Below are 16,738 nucleotides of genomic sequence, written 5' to 3'. Positions count from 1 at the left end.
ATAAAAAGAGATGAATAACATGAAACGAGTTGTGATCACAGGCATCGGCGCGGTTACCGCCTTCGGTAAAACATGGCAGGAGATTAAAACGGCATTCCAACGCAAACAAAACGCCGTACAAGCCAAAGCGGATTGGGCGGAACGCTACCCTGAACTGGAAGCCCGTTTAGGCGCGGAAATTCATGGTTATCAGCCGCCGTCACATTGGAACCGCAAACAATTACGCAGCCTCGGGCGGGTGTCGCAATTCGCCGTCGAGGCTGCCGAGCGTGCGTTGGCGAATGCCGATTTACTAGAAGAAAACGGCGACATTCTTGCGTACCTCAAAGACGGCAGAATGGGCGTGGCGTGCGGTTCTTCCACCGGTTCCACGAATGATATTAAAGATGCCGCCGAGCTTCTCATGACCGGTAAATCCGACGGCTTCAACGCCAACACCTATGTGCGCATGATGCCCCATACTACCACCGCCAATATCGGTATTTTCTTCGGCTTAACGGGGCGTATTATTCCCACCTCCAGTGCCTGTTCTTCCGGCAGTCAGGGCATTGGCTATGCCTATGAATCCATCAAATACGGTTTGATTCCCATGATGCTCGCCGGCGGCGCCGAGGAATTTTGCCCGTCGGAAGTTTATGTGTTTGATTCCCTCTATGCGGCAAGTCGCAATGTGAATAATCCAAGTAAAACACCGCGCCCTTATGATAACGATCGCGACGGCTTGGTGATCGGCGAAGGGGCGGGGATTTTCGTGCTGGAAGAACTGGAGCACGCCCTGGCACGCGGAGCGAATATTATTGCGGAAGTGGTGGGCTACGGCGCAAACAGCGACGGCGCACACGTCACCCGCCCGCAAAAAGACACCATGCAACGTTGCATGGAATTGGCATTAAAAGACGCCCATTTATCCGCGCAAAAAATCGGCTATGTCAACGGACACGGCACGGCGACGGAGCAAGGGGATATTGCCGAAACCTTGGCAACGGAAGCGGTGTTTGGCAAGGTACCGTTAAGCTCGCAAAAAAGCTATTTAGGGCATACCCTTGGTGCGTGCGGCGCGTTGGAATCCTGGTTTTCCATTGAAATGATGCGCGACGGCTGGTTTGCGCCGACCATTAATCTGGATAATATTGACGAACGCTGCGGCAAATTGGATTACATTCAAGGCGACGGGCGCCATATTGAAACGGATTATGTGATGAATAATAACTTTGCCTTTGGCGGCGTGAATACCTCATTGATTTTTAAACGTTGGCAGGCGTGATTTAAACAACTATTAAAAATCTGTGTGGATATTGTCATTTATCAAACTTCTTGACAGCCTGCTAGTTACGCACAGAACATATATTTCAGCAAGGTGTATCACTTTTAGGCTCGTATCGCTATCCTGCCTTTAGCTTTTTACATTAACTTTTTAAAATGTGAAAACACCACCCTATTTTCCGACATGTATACTTTTTAAACTCACAAAAAGCTATTAAATACTCAATAATAGTTTGATGTTCTGAAGATTATTGCAAGATGACCTTTCTTTTCGTTTTAACATGTTAACAATGTGATATTTAATTTAATAATTTTTACTATAAAAGAGCTGCACCTTAATTGGTTGGTTGTAGTGTCCAACTTTTGGGGCGCAGATCAAAGTGCGGTCGATTTACAGGATGTTTTTACCCACTACACATCATAAGTAGTGGAAGCGGTGTTGCCGCCACGTCCCGTCCAGTTGGTGTGGAAGAATTCACCGCGTGGTTTGTCGGTACGCTCATAGGTGTGGGCGCCGAAGTAGTCGCGTTGTGCTTGCAATAAGTTTGCAGGCAAACGAGCTGACGTGTAGCCATCTAAGAAGGTAATCGCAGATGCCATACAAGGCATTGGGATACCCACTTCGATGGATTTCGCCACCACTTTGCGCCAGTCGCTCATGGCGTTTTCTAAAATGCCTTTGAAGTAGCTGTCGGAGCCTAAGAAAATTAGATCCGGATTGGCTTCGTACGCATCACGAATGTTGCCCAAGAAACGGCTACGGATAATACAACCTTCACGCCATAACAATGCCGTGTTGCCGTAGTTGATGTTCCAGTTGAAGTGTTCGGACGCTTCACGAATCAACATAAAGCCTTGTGCGTAAGAAATGATTTTAGACGCCAACAATGCTTTGCGCACCGCTTCAATCCACACTTTTTTATCGCCTTCCACTTTACCGATGGTTTTGTGGAACAATTTGCTTGCGGCGACGCGTTGATCTTTAAAGGCAGACACGCAACGGGCGAACACGGATTCGGTGATTAAGGTCAACGGAATGCCGAAATCCAATGCGTTGATCCCTGTCCATTTGCCGGTTCCTTTTTGCCCTGCGGTATCTAAGACTTTATCCACCAAACGGCTGCCGTCTGCGTCTTTATAGCCCAAAATGTCAGCGGTGATGTCAATTAAGTAGCTGTCTAATTCGGTATTGCGCCATTCGTTGAAGGTGGCTTGCAATTCTTCGTCGGACAAGCCCACGCCTTCTTTTAGGAATTGGTACGCTTCACAAATCAGTTGCATATCGCCGTATTCGATGCCGTTATGCACCATTTTCACGAAATGACCTGCGCCGTCTTTACCCACCCAGTCGCAACAAGGTTCGCCTTGTTCGGTTTTGGCGGAAATGGCTTGCAATACCGGTTTCACAAATCGCCATGCTTCTTCGTTACCGCCCGGCATGATGGAAGGTCCGTGACGCGCACCTTCTTCACCGCCGGAAACGCCAGTGCCGATGAAACGAATGCCTTTTTCACGTAATGCCGCCACGCGACGGTTGGTGTCTGGATAATTGGAGTTACCGCCGTCGATAATGATGTCGCCGGCTTCTAAATGCGGAAGCAATGCATCAATAAAGTGATCCACCACTTCACCCGCACGCACCATTAACATCACTTTACGCGGTTTTTCCAATTTGTTCGCCAAATCTTCCAAAGAATACGCGCCGATAATGTTCGTGCCTTTCGCCGCGCCTTCTAAAAACTCATCCACTTTTGAAGTAGTACGGTTATACGCCACCACTTTAAACCCGTGGTCATTCATATTTAAAATGAGGTTCTGCCCCATCACGGCTAAGCCGATAACACCGATGTCGCCTTTTACTGACATTTTTTTCTCCTGTTGGTAGGGTGCAACTTGTTGCACCGATTTTAAATATTTTGGTGCAACAAGTTGCACCCTACATAACGACGCGCCAAAAGTGCGGTCGTTTTTTCAATTGTTTTTTAATTCACTTGATTCATACCGCCGCGAGTCTGCCGACGTGTGCCTTATAAATTTAGTGAGCCATTAGCACGAGTCGGGAAACCACAGCTGTTCGAAACATTATAATTTATTGATATCTTAAAATATCTTGCCTTCCTCTGTTTACGGGGGACAAAACGCAATGCGTTTTGAGCGTTGGTTCTGCCAACGACCCCAAAGGGGTAAGCAAGTGAGTTTCCGAGCTTGCGAATAACGTACCCGAAGGGCGGAAGGGGGAATTTATCTCGATGTATTCACAAGATCATGCTTAAAAATTGAGATTTTGCCCCCCTCAGGGCTTCGCCCAGCTCCCCCCGCGAACGAGGGGAGCCAAGTTTTTTTATATAAACAGTTACAATGTTTCGAACAGCTGTGGTCAGGAAACGCGCGCTAGTAACGGGCTATCAAAAAAGAATAAATTTAATTTTCTTGATTATTTTGTAATAACTCCTTCTCCGGAATTTGCTGTAAGGAAAATTGACGTTTTCTCACAATTTCTTCCACTTTATCAGCAGATAAACCTGCTTGTAATAATTCTTGGCGTAAGCTATTAAGCGAGCGATTAAAGGCCTCACGGGCACGCTGTACGCCTTCTACAATAAATTGTGCATTAAAATCATCTTTTAATTCATAAAATTGAATATTGGATGCGCAGTGATAAAACCATTCAAATCGCGCCGCAACCTCTTGTAATGCCAATGTGCCATGCGCTTGTTTAATGCCAATATCGCTCAAATAAACTGTGCCTTGAATATTAGTGAAGCCGTGTTTTTTTAAAATGCGCTGAATATCTGCATAAGCATTACGCCAACTAGGATTATGGTAATTTTCCTCCAAGCAATGCGTATCCATATCAAAAACAATTAATGTGCGATCCATTTTTTCTCCTACAATGGCACGCGTCAGAAAACACGCGTCGGCAAAGGGGCTACCTAAACCTAAAAGTGCGGTCGTTTTTCTAAACGTTTTTCAACGCCTCTTTATCTAAAATCACTTCACCATTTTCCAACACCAGCGCGGGAATGCCGATGTAGCCGTTGGCTTTGGCGTCATCAAAGGCGGAATGGGTGTCGCGTAATTTTAAGAAGGCTTTAAAATTTAAACGGTCGCCAGCAATATCTTTTGCTTCATAAGCGATATTTAGTCGCTGTAATTCCGCCACAAAAGATTCGGTATCCGGACACCAAAGGGCAAAGTACAAAATCGGTTTCATTTATCTCTCCCGTTATTTCTCCAAAATAAAATCAATCGCCATTTGGCTGTGTAAAAGTGCGGTGTCGAAAAACGGCAAATCGCTGTCTATTTGATTAATCAATAAACCGATTTCCGTACAGCCCAAAATGACGCCTTCGGCACCAAGTGCGGTCAATTTTTCGATCGTTTTTAGATAAAAGGCTTTAGACTCAGGTTTTATTTTTCCCGTGCAAAGCTCTTCAAAAATAATACGATGAATTTCCAATTTATCTTTATCATTTGGCACAATTGGCTCAACACCACGCTCACGTAAGCCATCGACATAAAAATTATCCGCCATCACATAATGCGTGCCAAGCAATGCTACTTTGCATAAACCTTGTACTTTAATGCTATCCGCCACCACATCTAAAATATGTAACAACGGCACAGAAATGACATTTTGGACGGCATCCGCGACTTTGTGCATGGTATTGGCACCAATTAAAATACCTTCCGCCCCAATACTTTCCAGCAAACGCGCCTGCTCTGCCAAAATTTCACCTGCTTTAGCCCAATTTCCTGATTTTTGGCATTGCACGATCTCTTCAAAATTGACGCTCGACATCAATAACGGCGCACTTGCATTGCCACCCAACGCCTGATTCACCGCACGGTTAATGATTAAATAATAGGAAACCGTGCTTTCGGGACTCATCCCACCTAAAATACCTAATGTTTTCATGTTATTTTCTCTGATTTACCATTTGCATATCGAATAAAAGTGCGGTCATTTTTTTAAACGTTTTTATTCATACCGGCGCGCGTCAGCAAGGGAGGATAAGTTCCATCTACACGATTATTTAATTAAAAGCTTTTTCAAAGTAGAAAATAACTCCTTAGCCATTTTGTTATTATCCCTGTCTGTTGCACTCTCTTTCTCATGCCATTTAATAGAATCATCACCAGAATAAAAAAGATCAGCATAATTATTTACTGCTTGGCAACTTCCGCCTCGAGTTCTTGATGTACCAAAAATAAAATTACAGTTTTGGTGGTGAAGAGCATACAGGTTATGGCTAACACATTCATTATCGCCTGAAGAATATAGGCCTACTTTCACATTTTTATTTTGAAAGACAGCTAAAAAGTCAGCACAATTTTCACTCCGTTCAAAATACACCAATTTATCTAAGAATTGATCACAAGCATTTTTTAGTAACTCATTAAAAGTTGTGGTTTTACCTGTATTAGCCGCACCATATAAAATAAATAAGTTATGTTTCATGTAATTCCTCCAATAGTTTCCTACGATGGCGCATGTTTCCCAACGTGTGCCTTTATCTACAAGCACACGCTATGAAGCGTGCGCTATCAGTGAATATTCCTTATATTGATTCCAACTAATGACAACCCGTACCTGATGAACAAAAACCTTGAAGCATCATATGGAAAAACCAAATGCCGATACCCAGAAGGGCAAGTGTAATCGCCATAACTATACAAAAAATAATCTGTTTCATGTTTCTCCCTACGATGGTTTCCCAACGCGTGCCTTTATCTACAAGCACACGCTATGAAGCGTGCACTATCCAATTAAATAGAACGAAATATTTACAACAACTTCGCCGCATCTTTATCCAAATACCACTCCGTTACGCCATTCTTCGCGTGGATTTTGGCGGCGGGGTAAGGTAGATTTTCAGCCGGCGTGCTTTGGATTTCTTTTAAAATTTCGGCTTTGCCTTCGCCGGTGACGAGGTAAGTAATGCGTTTTGCCTGCTCAATGAGTTTAGCGGTTTTGGAAATGCGAATTTGTCCGCTTTCCGGGTGCTTAGCGATGACGGCAAGGTTTTCATCATCAAAGTTGGTTTGATGTGGGAAAAGGGACGAGGTGTGACCGTCGGCGCCCATGCCGAGAATGATCCAATCAAAAACGCCGTCAGAAATGACCGCACTTAATTCTGCTTGGAAGCGTTTGAGTTCAAAGTGCGGTTCATTTTCGCCACGGATTCGATGAATGTTTTCAGCGGGAATTTGAATATGATCGAACAACAATTTTTGCACTTCACCGTAATTGCTTTCCGGATCACTTGGGCTAACCATACGATCATCGCCCCACCAGAAATGCAGGTTTCTCCAGTTGATTTGTTCGGCGTAAGGAGATTGTGCAAGGGTTTTAAATAACAGTTTCGGTGTGGAACCGCCGGAAAGGGAAATGTGCGCAGGATGATTTAATTGGCTGTAAATCACAAATTCCTGCGCGATTTTTTCTACCGCATGTTGGGCGGTGGGGAAGGTGATGTAGTTCATGTTGTCTCTTCCTAAAATGGTGGCATGCGTTTTTTAATGTGTTTTTATTGAAATTCGTTTCCCTTGGATCCACCCGTTTACGGGGAAGTTGCTGTAGGCTGAGGGGGATCTTGCCTCCTTCCGCCCTTCGGGCACGTTATTCGCAAGCTCGGAAACTCACTTACTCACCCCTTTGGGGTCGTTGGCAGAGCCAACGCTCAAAACGCATTGCGTTTTGTCCCCCGCAGGCAGGGGAAGGCAAGAAATGGTTTATTACACTTTTTTCTTCATCAACCCGCTTGGGCGGCGCCATACACGACCGCTTTTGGCGATGAGTTTATCGGCTGCCGTCGGTCCCCAGGTGCCGGCCTCGTAATCATAAAGTCTGCCGCCTTGGGCTTTATAGTTCAAAATCGGTTGAACGAATTTCCAGGCGGCGTGTACGGCATCGGTACGCGCAAATAGGGTCGCGTCGCCTTTCATGGCATCAAGCAATAAACGCTCATAAGCGGTCATGACGGTGGCACCCGCAAGATCGGCATAGCGGAAATCCATCGACACTTCTTTGGCTTCAAAGCCTGCACCCGGTTTTTTCAAGCCGAAACGCATAGAAATGCCTTCGTCCGGTTGAATACGGATAATCAATTTATTTTCCGGCGCATTTTGGCTGAATACCGGGTGCGGGGTGGTTTTGAAATGAATCATGATTTCCGTGACGCGCGCCGGCAGGCGTTTACCGGTACGCACATAGAAAGGCACACCCGCCCAACGCCAGTTTTCGATTTCACAACGCAACGCCATGTAGGTTTCAGTGGTGGAATACGGCGGCACGCCTTTTTCCTCTAAATAGCCTTTCACCCATTCGCCGTCCACTTCGCCTGCGACATATTGTCCCAACACCAGATTATGCTCCACGTCTTCCTGGGTCAGCGGGCGCAAACAATGTAGCACTTTCGCCACTTCGTCACGCATGGAATTGGCGTTGATAATCGCCGGCGGCTCCATCGCCACCATGGCAAGCACTTGCAATAAGTGGTTTTGGAACATATCGCGCATGGCACCGGAACCGTCATAATAGCCGCCGCGCTCTTCCACGCCAATGGATTCCGCGCCGGTGATTTCAATGTAATCAATGAAATTACGGTTCCAAAGCGGTTCAAACCAGCCGTTGGAGAAGCGCAATACGAGCAGGTTTTGGACGGTTTCTTTACCAAGATAATGGTCGATACGGTAAATTTGATGTTCTTCAAAGAAGCGGTGAATTTGAATATCCAGCGCTTCGGCGGTTTTGCGGTCATAACCGAACGGTTTTTCCACGATAATACGCTTCCAGCCATGATCTTCTTTATTTAAGCCATGTTCGCCCAAACATTCCGGAATCACGCCATATAGGCTCGGCGGCGTGGAAAGATAATACAAGGTGTTGCCTTCGGTGCGATAGGTGTCGTGCAGTTCGTCAAGACGCGGAACCAGTTTGGCGTAATCCGCTTTGTCCGCCGTATTGACCGCCTGATAATACAGGTGGCTGCAAAATTGCTCCAAGCACTCGCCTTTCGCGCCTTCATTTTTGATCAGCGTTTGGCGCATTTTCTCACGGAATGATTTGTCATTCAGTTCGGTACGTGCCACGCCGAGAACGGAGAAATCTTCACCCAGTCGATCAATTTTATAGAGGTTATATAGCGCCGGAATAAGTTTACGATAAGTGAGATCGCCGGAGGCGCCGAAAATTACAATACAACAGTTTTCTGCTTTCATTTTGTTACCATGTTGATGTCATTGTTTAAATAACTGCTTCGTATAATAGGTAAAATCATTCCGGATTTCCAATTACTCTAATTAATTGGAGTGAAAGATTTTATCCCACGGAAAATCCTGCGTGATGCCCATGACAAAATTCGGATTGACGAAAGATTCCCGTTTATTATAAGTCAGCGGTTGATAATTCAAGTCAAAAATAATGCCACCCATTTCCGCCAGTAAAATCTCGGAAGCGGCAGTATCCCATTCACCGGTGCAACCCAAGCGAATGTAGCAATCGCATACGCCGTCTGCCACCAGTGTGCTTTTTAACCCGCTGGATCCGCAAATATGAAATTCGTAAGCCAAATTCTTATTTAAAATCGACCGCACTTTTTCGGCTGCGGCGGCGGAACCCACAGCAATACGCAAGGCATTGTCCGCTTGAATATCATGGAAGGTTAATTTAAGATGCTGCCCGTCATGGTGTTTATACGCACCGAAACCTTGCATGGCGTAATAGGTGGAACCCAACATCGGCGCATAAATCACGCCCAACACCGGTTGATGATCTTTCACCAAACTGATGAGCACGGAGAATTGACCTGTGCGATTGATAAATTGTTGCGTGCCGTCCAGGGGATCGATTAACCAGTAAGAACGCCAGGTTTGCCGCTCGGTCAGCGGAATATGGCAATTTTCTTCAGAAAGAATCGGAATCTGCGGAGTAAGTGCGGTCAGTTTTTCCGTTAAAAATTGGCTGACGAATAAATCCGCTTCGGTCACCGGTGTGTTGTCTTCTTTCATTCGAACTGTCACCGAACGTTGATAAAAGCAACGTAAATGCTCACCCGCCTGTTGGGCGATCTCTATTACATCCTGCAATAAATGGGTCGTGAGGATTGGCATAGTTTTCCCTCCTATGTTCACAATCTTAGTTCGCCGTTTATCTGGTTTGCGGTAACAACAAAGGCAAGACAAGAACTGAATACAACGCCATGCCGAAACTCAGTAAAAACGCCATATCAATACCGCCGCTACGCAACCAAATACCAAACGTCATGTTTGGCTGAGAGAGCGTCATGTAGATAAAGCTCGCTACGTTGCCATAACAAAAAGCGATAATCAGCGAGATTAACACAATCGCCACCATATTATAGCGCGTATAGCGATAAATTTTTGTCCACAGTGCAATCAAAAAAGCGGGCACGGTTGCCACGATAAAAGTCGATAACAGACTAAAAAGGATCACGTCGGCAGTGCCGAGCAAACCATCAGTATTGTCATCCACACAAATGCTGACGATGGTGCCGATAAGTTGAGCAAGCAGAGGAAATATAACCAATGTTTTAATATAAGGATAATTAGGCGACATAGGGTTCCCGAGTAAAAAAATAGGCTACCGGAGGTAGCCCATTGTAGAGGAATTTTTCAGCTTATGCAGATTTTTTTGCACGTAATACGCGAGAGGTGAAAATCACGATGCCGAGAACAAAGACGATTAAACCCAGCACCTCGGCGATGGTGTCCCAATTTTCCAGATTCAACGCCAATGGCGCTTCAGAACCGCCGGAGGTCACGGATGCCGCAATAATGAAGGCTAATACCACGCCCATCAAGCTTTCGCCTACGATTAAACCGGCAGAGAACAAGGTGCCGAAACGTTCTGCCCGCTTGCCCGGCTCCTTATCGCCGGTACGGGCCGCATAGCGATTAATGTGACGGTTGATCAACCACGCCAACACCGCACCGCATACCACCGGCATATTAATAGAAGGCGGTAAGTAAATACCAATCCCCACAGCAAGCACCGGCAACGCGAAGGTTTTGTTACTCACTTTTTTCAGGAAACTGTCGATAATAATCAACACGGCACCTAAGCCCACACCGGTTAAGATGTAAGTCCATTCCAATTTGTTGGAGAAAATCCCTTGTGAAATGGTGGTCATCAGGGTGGCTTGCGGTGCGGATAAGGCTTGTGACGGATCCATATCCGGGCGCGGTAAGGCTCCGGTAAAGCCATAAGCGTGGTATAGAATTTCCAATACCGGTGCAATCACTAACGCACCCACGAAACAACCGATAATCAATGCCACCTGTTGACGCCAAGGGGTGGCTTCCACCAACAAGCCGGTTTTCAAATCCTGCAGGTTGTCGTTGGAAATGGTTGCTGTGGTGAGCACGATGGAAGCGGTGAACAAGGTCAGTGCGGTCAAAAATTTCTGTCCATCGGTGGTTTCAAATAAACCGGATGCATTACCGATAGAAACCAACACCAAAGAAATCGCGATGACGGAAATAATCCCGATACCGGAAATCGGGCTGGAAGACGCCCCTACAAGCCCGGCCATGTAACCGGATGCTGCCGCTATGAAAAAACCGATAAAAACTGCAAGGAATGTACAAACCACCACCAATAAGAGTGTTAATTCAGGTGAAATCGGTGCGGCAGCGATAAAGTGATGTAAAGAAATCACAATCAAGATAACAGTCGCGATCAAAATATAAATCATGGTTTTCGGCGATAGGTCAATATCAATACGATGTTCGTATTCTGCCTGATGTCCCTTCAACATACGGAAAGAATGCGCCATACCTTGTACCATCGGTTTTAGTAGAATCAATAAGGTCCAGATAGCCGCAATACCGATAGTCCCTACGCCGATAAAGCGTACTTTGGTTTTCCATGCGTCCATCGCGTAGCCCGCAATAGTGGCATCAGCCGGCATATCACCGGACATAGTAAAGAACGGTACGGCAAAACCCCAAGCGAACAACGTACCCAGTAAGATCGCAATCCCACCCACGATACCGATTAAGTAACCCGCGCCCAATAAGGCTAAAGAAAATCCCATCGGTACCTGAAAGACGGCTTTGCCACCAAATCCGGTGAACCAGCCGCTGGCGCTATCTGCCATCACGCGCAGACCATTGGTTAAAAACGCCACTATACTCGCCAGCACGCCGCCGTAAACAATGTCTTTCACACCGCTGTCACCATCAGTGTGATTACCGGCTTTTAAAATTTCTGCCGCTGCCACACCCTCAGGATAAGGCAAATCACTGTTCACTACCATGGCACGACGTAACGGAATAGTAAATAATACCCCCAAAGTACCGCCCGCCGCACAAATCAACATGGTTTGCCAAAACGGAAAATCCTGCCAATAGCCCATCATTAACAAACCCGGCAATACGAAAATCACGGAAGAAAGTGTCCCCGCAGAAGAGGCTTGGGTTTGCACCATATTATTTTCTAAAATACTGGAATCCTTGTAGAATTTCAGTACCGCCATGGAAATCACGGCTGCCGGAATAGAGGAAGCAAAAGTTACTCCCACTTTTAAACCTAAATAAACATTAGATGCAGTGAACAGCACTGTAATCAGCGCCCCAAGCAATATCCCCCGAAAGGTCAGTTCTTTTAAATTTGTCGATTGCATAACATACCTATTCATTAATTTTTTATAAAAAACGACGATACCTTGGCAAAAAATTATAAAACAATCAAGATTCATTCAGTTTATTTTACTTAAATTGAATTTTATTTAAATTTATATCGTATTTTTTAATATATTTCTAATTACGAGTCTTTCATTGGCGTCTACTCGGTAGCAAAATAAATAGCCGCAGGACATCGTTATAATCTTAAGTTCATCTGTTTTAGTATCAATAGTAAGGAATCTTGGAGCATATCAATTTATTTATCTTAAATATCCGATATACTTCACCAAACCTAATTCTACTTAGGTAAATAACCGCTAAAGGTTTCGTATCATCCACTTAATTATGAATTTCCGTGAGGCTAAAAATGAATGCATTCATTGAATTACTTGCTAAAATTGTTGCACCGATGCAACGCCAATTTATTAATTTTGTACGCATTGCCATTTGTATCGTAATGGTCTGGATTGGTGGCTTAAAAGTCTGTCAATATGAAGCTGACGGCATTGCGCATTTTGTATCTAATAGTCCGTTTTTAGGTTTCTTGTACAAAAACGGATCGAATTTAGTACAAAATGACAAAGGCGAGCTGGTGAAAGAATATACCCTTTATAAAAATCCGGAGGGTAAAATGGTGGTGAAAAATATTGAATGGCATAAAGCGAACGGCACTTACACCGCCTCTTATATTATCGGTGCAATGATTGTAACCATTGGTTTATTAACCTTAGCCGGTATCTGGTCGCCGACATTGGGCTTATTTGGCGGGTTGCTCACGTTCGGGATGTCCATCGTTACCTTGTCGTTCCTTATTTTCACACCGGAAACCTGGGTGCCTAATTTGGGTGGTGATTTACCAACGCCGAATTATGGTTTCCCTTATTTATCTGCGGCAGGGCGGCTGGTTATTAAAGATATTATCATGATGGCAGGAGGATTGGTTGCTGCCGCCGAATGCGCTAATCGATGGCTAAAGGCGAAACAATCCGTCTAATTGTAAATCTGGCTGAAGCTTATCACCTTGTGATAGGCTTCTTCGTTTAATCAGGGCAAACATTGAAATATGGACTATTTAGATCAGCTTATCCGATTATCGGGCATTGAGGGAGAAATCAATATCCTCTGCCGTTTCCGGGGAGACTGGCTGATTCATCACAAGCAGGAACCCAATTTAATCGGCAAATTTCACATTGTGTCACGCGGCGAATGTCAGATTCGGCTGAAAAATCAAACCTGCCATCTAAAACCGGGCGATGTAATCTTCCTGCCTTATGGTGAGGAACATAGCCTTTATCACGGCGCGGGAACAGAAAGCCCGATTACCGAAACCACGCAGGGCGCATTCACATTGCATCGTAACAGCACAAGCGAATCCGATGATTTTGAAATGCTCTGCGGTTATTTCCGTTATCTCAATCTTGCCCAAAACCTGCTTTTTAACTTGCCCCATTGGTATCTTTCAAGCAATAACTCCGCCATCATGGCGTTGCTGGAGCTCCTTCGCAAAGAAACTGAGGAAAATTTAGGCAACAAAGTGGTGGTCAACGCGCTATGCAATATTCTCTTTACTTACCTGATCAGAGATTATCTGCAACATCATCAAGTCAACCAAGGCATTCTCGGCGCTTTGCAGGATAAACGTTTAAAAAATGCGGTAAATGCTATGGTGGAAACGCCTAAAAAAAGTTGGAGCATGGAAGCCTTAGCGGAAAGTTGTGCTATGTCGCGTGCCAACTTCATCCGCGCATTCAAACAAAAAACCGGGATTCCGCCCGGTAAATTTCTGACCATCATAAGAATGAACATTGCCGGCGTATTACTGAAAAACACCCAAAAACCCATTTTCGTGATTGCTTCGGAAGTGGGTTATCAATCGGACACGCATTTTACGAAAGTCTTTAAATCCTATTACGGCATTTCCCCGGGGAAATATCGTGCAATGTGAGATGTTATTTCCGTTGTAAATAATCCCTCACCAGATAAAGTGCGGTCAGATTTTTCTCTTCATTAAATTCCGGATCCGCTAACAAATCGTCGATTTTAGCCAATGGTATGCGTACCATTTCCAACGGCTCCGGCTCGTCGCCTTCCAGTTTGCTCGGATAAAAATCCTGCGCCAGTAAAATGTGCATCGGGTTATTCATGAACCCCACGGACATATTAATGGTGCGCAAATGCACCCAGGATTTCGCCGCCAAGCCGATTTCTTCCTGCAATTCCCGATTGGCACTCTGTTCCGGCGTTTCGCCCGCGTCCATTCTGCCTTTCACAAACCCCAGTTCATAACGTTCCGTCCCCACGGCATATTCACGCACCAACAATAAATCCTCGCCGTCAATAGCCACCACCATCACCGCCGCATACTTTCCGGGACGAAAACGTTCATAAGTGCGGTGCTCCCCGTTGGCGAATTTCAAATCTACCGACTGAATTTCAAAACTTGTTGATTTTGCTACGGTTTTTATATTTAGAATTTGTGGTTTTTGTAACGTTGTCATCGCCTTCCCTTGTTTTACAAACAGCTGAAATAGCGATACCATACCCCACTATTTTCACAAAGAAAAGGGACCGCAACGGAATGAATCAACAAAAATTTAACTGGCAGGCAATTGATACCGTAATTCTGGATTTGGACGGAACGCTGATTGATCTTTATTTCGATCACCGCTTCTGGAAAAATATCGTTCCGCAGGCGTATGCCGATAAATTTAAGGTCTCCGTGGAACAAAGCCGCGAGCTGATTCATCGCCGTTATCAACAGCTAAAATTCAGTATGCAATGGTATTGCATTGATTTTTGGGCGGAAAATCTGGATTTGCCGTTGCGCGAACTATTACAACAACAGCGCGACTACATCAAAGTGCGGTCGGATGTTTACCCGTTTTTACAAGCCGCCCGCGAACGGCGCAAAAAGCTGATTTTGCTCACCGACAGCCACCCGTTCAGTTTGCAGGAAAAGCTAAAACACTGCGATTTAGCACCGCACTTTGATCTGCTTTTATCCAGCCATCAGTTTAACGCGCCGAAAGTGGAACAATCCCTGTGGCATCGCCTGCAACAGTTCACGCCTTTTGATCCCGGCAGAACCCTATTTATTGACGACACGGAGCCGGTATTAGACAGCGCCAAACAGTTCGGCATCGCTTATACCATCGGCGTGGAAAATCCCGACAGCACTCTAGCGGATAAATCCTTCGCGCGGCATTTCTCCATCAAAAACTACCGCACTTTACTGTAACGGAGCAGCGACATGGCAAAACATCAGCAAACAACCGATGAAAAAGACGCAGTTCGCTTAGACAAATGGCTGTGGGCAGCGCGTTTTTATAAAACCCGTACCCTCGCCAAAGAGATGATTGACGGCGGCAAAGTGCATTACAACGGTCAACGCAGCAAACCGAATAAAATCGTGGAAGTGGGCGCAACCTTAAAATTACGTCAAGGCAGCGAAGAAAAAGAAATCACCGTGCTGGCGTTATCCACCCAACGACGCGGTGCAGCGGAAGCGCAACTGCTCTATCGTGAAACAGAACAAAGTGTTGCCAACCGCGAAAAACTCGCCATGGCGCGTAAAATGAACTCCCTTTCCATGCCCCACCCCGATCGCCGTCCCGATAAAAAAGAACGCCGCGATCTGCTTAAATTCAAACACCGCAACCAAGAATAAGCGCGCCTTGTAATCGGCGCAAACGCCCTCACATTTGGCGAACATGATTCATTTAGGAACAATAAAGATGACAAATTATACTCAAGACAATGACCAACTTTATCGCTACCTGTTCAAAGATCGCGCCGTGCGTGGCGAATGGGTGCGTTTAAATCAAACTTTCAACGACACCTTAAACACCCATCATTATCCCCAAGCGGTACGAAACTTACTGGGCGAAATGATGGTCGCCACCGCCTTACTCACCGCCATCTTAAAATTTAACGGCGACATCACCGTGCAAATTCAGGGCGACGGTCCGTTAAAATTGGCGCTTGTAAATGGCAATAACCAACAACAAATCCGCGCCCTTGCCCGCTTACAAAGCGACATTGACAACAGCATGAGCCTGCATCAAATGATCGGCAAAGGCGTATTGGTGATTACTATTGCACCAAAAGAAGGCGAACGTTATCAAGGCATTGTACCGTTGGACAAACCGACTATCAGCGAATGTTTGGAAGATTATTTCATGCGCTCCGAACAGCTACAAACCCAGCTCATCATTCGCACCGGCGAATATGACGGCAGACCGGTCAGCGCGGGCGTGTTGTTGCAAATCGTGCCGGACGGTTCCGGTTCACCGGAAGATTTCGAACATTTGGCAACGCTAACGGCAACCATTAAAGAAGAAGAAATTTTCGGTTTAACGGCGGAAGAATTGTTATACCGTTTATATCACGAAGAAAGCGTCGAACTCTTCCTGCCGCAAACAGTAAGCTTCCACTGTGGTTGCTCGCAAGAACGTTCCGGCGCCGCGCTGTTATTGATTTCCGAAGGAGAAATCGAACAAATTCTGGCAGAACACCAAGGCACCATCGATATGCAATGCGAATGCTGCGGCACTCATTATTTGTTCAATAAAGAGGCGATTGAGAAGTTGAAGCAATCGGCTTCTTAAGGTTAACGCCGAATTCTAATCCGGTTAAGCAAAGTACGGTCAATTTTTATGCAATATCGTTGCTGTAGACAAACAAAAACTGCCTTACTGGCGTGAGCATTTTGCCGAGCTGCCGGAAAACGTCATGGATGTGTTACAACAGCGTGTCATCGGTGCCGTAGCATCTTTTTCTATCTTGCGGCAGCCGGACTGGGTAAGTGCGGTGCTTTTTTCACTTG

General features: G+C 45.6%; 17 protein-coding genes. 6 read left to right on the top strand and 11 right to left on the bottom strand.

What is annotated here, in order from left to right; translation table 11 throughout:
• Positions 1 to 19: 19 nt before the first annotated feature.
• Positions 20 to 1,264 carry a beta-ketoacyl-ACP synthase gene (locus tag LIN98_RS03335; protein WP_249856160.1) on the top strand — a complete coding sequence of 415 codons (1,245 nt, stop codon included), beginning with the start codon at positions 20 to 22 and terminating at the stop codon, positions 1,262 to 1,264.
• A 410-nt stretch (positions 1,265 to 1,674) separates the two neighbouring features.
• On the opposite strand, the gene gnd is transcribed toward LIN98_RS03335, so the two are convergent.
• The 10 genes from gnd to LIN98_RS03285 form a co-directional block, all read right to left on the bottom strand.
• A complete protein-coding gene (gnd, locus tag LIN98_RS03330; protein WP_005569647.1) occupies positions 1,675 to 3,129 on the bottom strand; it encodes a decarboxylating NADP(+)-dependent phosphogluconate dehydrogenase in 1,455 nt (484 codons plus the stop codon).
• Between the two features lie 555 nt (positions 3,130 to 3,684).
• Positions 3,685 to 4,143: a virulence factor gene (locus LIN98_RS03325; RefSeq protein WP_005541228.1), complete on the bottom strand. Its 459-nt coding sequence runs from the start codon at positions 4,141 to 4,143 to the stop codon at positions 3,685 to 3,687.
• Between the two features lie 79 nt (positions 4,144 to 4,222).
• On the bottom strand, positions 4,223 to 4,477 hold the full coding sequence (locus LIN98_RS03320; protein WP_005545114.1) for a hypothetical protein: 255 nt from the start codon (positions 4,475 to 4,477) through the stop codon (positions 4,223 to 4,225).
• A gap of 12 nt (positions 4,478 to 4,489) precedes the next feature.
• A complete protein-coding gene (locus tag LIN98_RS03315; RefSeq protein WP_014167573.1) occupies positions 4,490 to 5,182 on the bottom strand; it encodes an aspartate/glutamate racemase family protein in 693 nt (230 codons plus the stop codon).
• Positions 5,183 to 5,296: 114 nt separating this feature from the next.
• The gene (locus LIN98_RS03310; RefSeq protein WP_014167574.1) at positions 5,297 to 5,725 is read right to left on the bottom strand and encodes a hypothetical protein; all 429 of its coding nucleotides are present in this window, start codon (positions 5,723 to 5,725) and stop codon (positions 5,297 to 5,299) included.
• Between the two features lie 326 nt (positions 5,726 to 6,051).
• Positions 6,052 to 6,750 carry a 6-phosphogluconolactonase gene (gene pgl, locus LIN98_RS03305; RefSeq protein ID WP_005545111.1) on the bottom strand — a complete coding sequence of 233 codons (699 nt, stop codon included), beginning with the start codon at positions 6,748 to 6,750 and terminating at the stop codon, positions 6,052 to 6,054.
• A 252-nt stretch (positions 6,751 to 7,002) separates the two neighbouring features.
• Positions 7,003 to 8,487 (bottom strand): glucose-6-phosphate dehydrogenase, encoded by a 1,485-nt coding sequence (gene zwf / locus LIN98_RS03300; RefSeq protein WP_005569968.1) that lies wholly within the window; start codon positions 8,485 to 8,487, stop codon positions 7,003 to 7,005.
• 81 nt (positions 8,488 to 8,568) lie between these two features.
• Entirely contained in the window at positions 8,569 to 9,378 is an 810-nt protein-coding gene (cysQ, locus tag LIN98_RS03295; RefSeq protein ID WP_005569970.1) for a 3'(2'),5'-bisphosphate nucleotidase CysQ, read from the bottom strand.
• A 37-nt stretch (positions 9,379 to 9,415) separates the two neighbouring features.
• Entirely contained in the window at positions 9,416 to 9,844 is a 429-nt protein-coding gene (locus tag LIN98_RS03290) for a hypothetical protein (RefSeq protein ID WP_005569972.1), read from the bottom strand.
• Between the two features lie 61 nt (positions 9,845 to 9,905).
• The gene (locus LIN98_RS03285; protein ID WP_005553334.1) at positions 9,906 to 11,912 is read right to left on the bottom strand and encodes an OPT family oligopeptide transporter; all 2,007 of its coding nucleotides are present in this window, start codon (positions 11,910 to 11,912) and stop codon (positions 9,906 to 9,908) included.
• Between the two features lie 368 nt (positions 11,913 to 12,280).
• Here LIN98_RS03285 and LIN98_RS03280 point away from each other — a divergent pair, with 368 nt between their 5' ends.
• Together LIN98_RS03280 and LIN98_RS10410 are read left to right on the top strand one after the other, a co-directional pair.
• Positions 12,281 to 12,907 carry a YkgB family protein gene (locus LIN98_RS03280; protein ID WP_014167575.1) on the top strand — a complete coding sequence of 209 codons (627 nt, stop codon included), beginning with the start codon at positions 12,281 to 12,283 and terminating at the stop codon, positions 12,905 to 12,907.
• Positions 12,908 to 12,976: 69 nt separating this feature from the next.
• On the top strand, positions 12,977 to 13,858 hold the full coding sequence (locus LIN98_RS10410; RefSeq protein ID WP_005590616.1) for a cupin domain-containing protein: 882 nt from the start codon (positions 12,977 to 12,979) through the stop codon (positions 13,856 to 13,858).
• Positions 13,859 to 13,862: 4 nt separating this feature from the next.
• Here LIN98_RS10410 and nudE read toward each other — a convergent pair whose 3' ends face one another.
• Positions 13,863 to 14,411, bottom strand: a complete 549-nt coding sequence (nudE, locus tag LIN98_RS03260) for an ADP compounds hydrolase NudE (protein WP_005569988.1) — start codon at positions 14,409 to 14,411, stop codon at positions 13,863 to 13,865.
• Positions 14,412 to 14,491: 80 nt separating this feature from the next.
• On the opposite strand from nudE, the gene yrfG reads away from it, so the two are divergent.
• The 3 genes from yrfG to hslO all read left to right on the top strand — a co-directional run bounded on the left by yrfG (position 14,492) and on the right by hslO (position 16,520).
• The gene (gene yrfG, locus LIN98_RS03255; RefSeq protein ID WP_005569990.1) at positions 14,492 to 15,151 is read left to right on the top strand and encodes a GMP/IMP nucleotidase; all 660 of its coding nucleotides are present in this window, start codon (positions 14,492 to 14,494) and stop codon (positions 15,149 to 15,151) included.
• A gap of 12 nt (positions 15,152 to 15,163) precedes the next feature.
• Positions 15,164 to 15,580 (top strand): ribosome-associated heat shock protein Hsp15, encoded by a 417-nt coding sequence (gene hslR / locus LIN98_RS03250; RefSeq protein WP_005569991.1) that lies wholly within the window; start codon positions 15,164 to 15,166, stop codon positions 15,578 to 15,580.
• A 67-nt stretch (positions 15,581 to 15,647) separates the two neighbouring features.
• Positions 15,648 to 16,520 carry an Hsp33 family molecular chaperone HslO gene (gene hslO, locus LIN98_RS03245; RefSeq protein WP_005569993.1) on the top strand — a complete coding sequence of 291 codons (873 nt, stop codon included), beginning with the start codon at positions 15,648 to 15,650 and terminating at the stop codon, positions 16,518 to 16,520.
• Positions 16,521 to 16,738: the final 218 nt, after the last annotated feature.

This window comes from Aggregatibacter actinomycetemcomitans (genome assembly GCF_023518055.1).
Taxonomy (GTDB): Bacteria; Pseudomonadota; Gammaproteobacteria; order Enterobacterales; family Pasteurellaceae; genus Aggregatibacter; species Aggregatibacter actinomycetemcomitans.
This window is presented reverse-complemented; position numbering and strand designations above follow the sequence as displayed.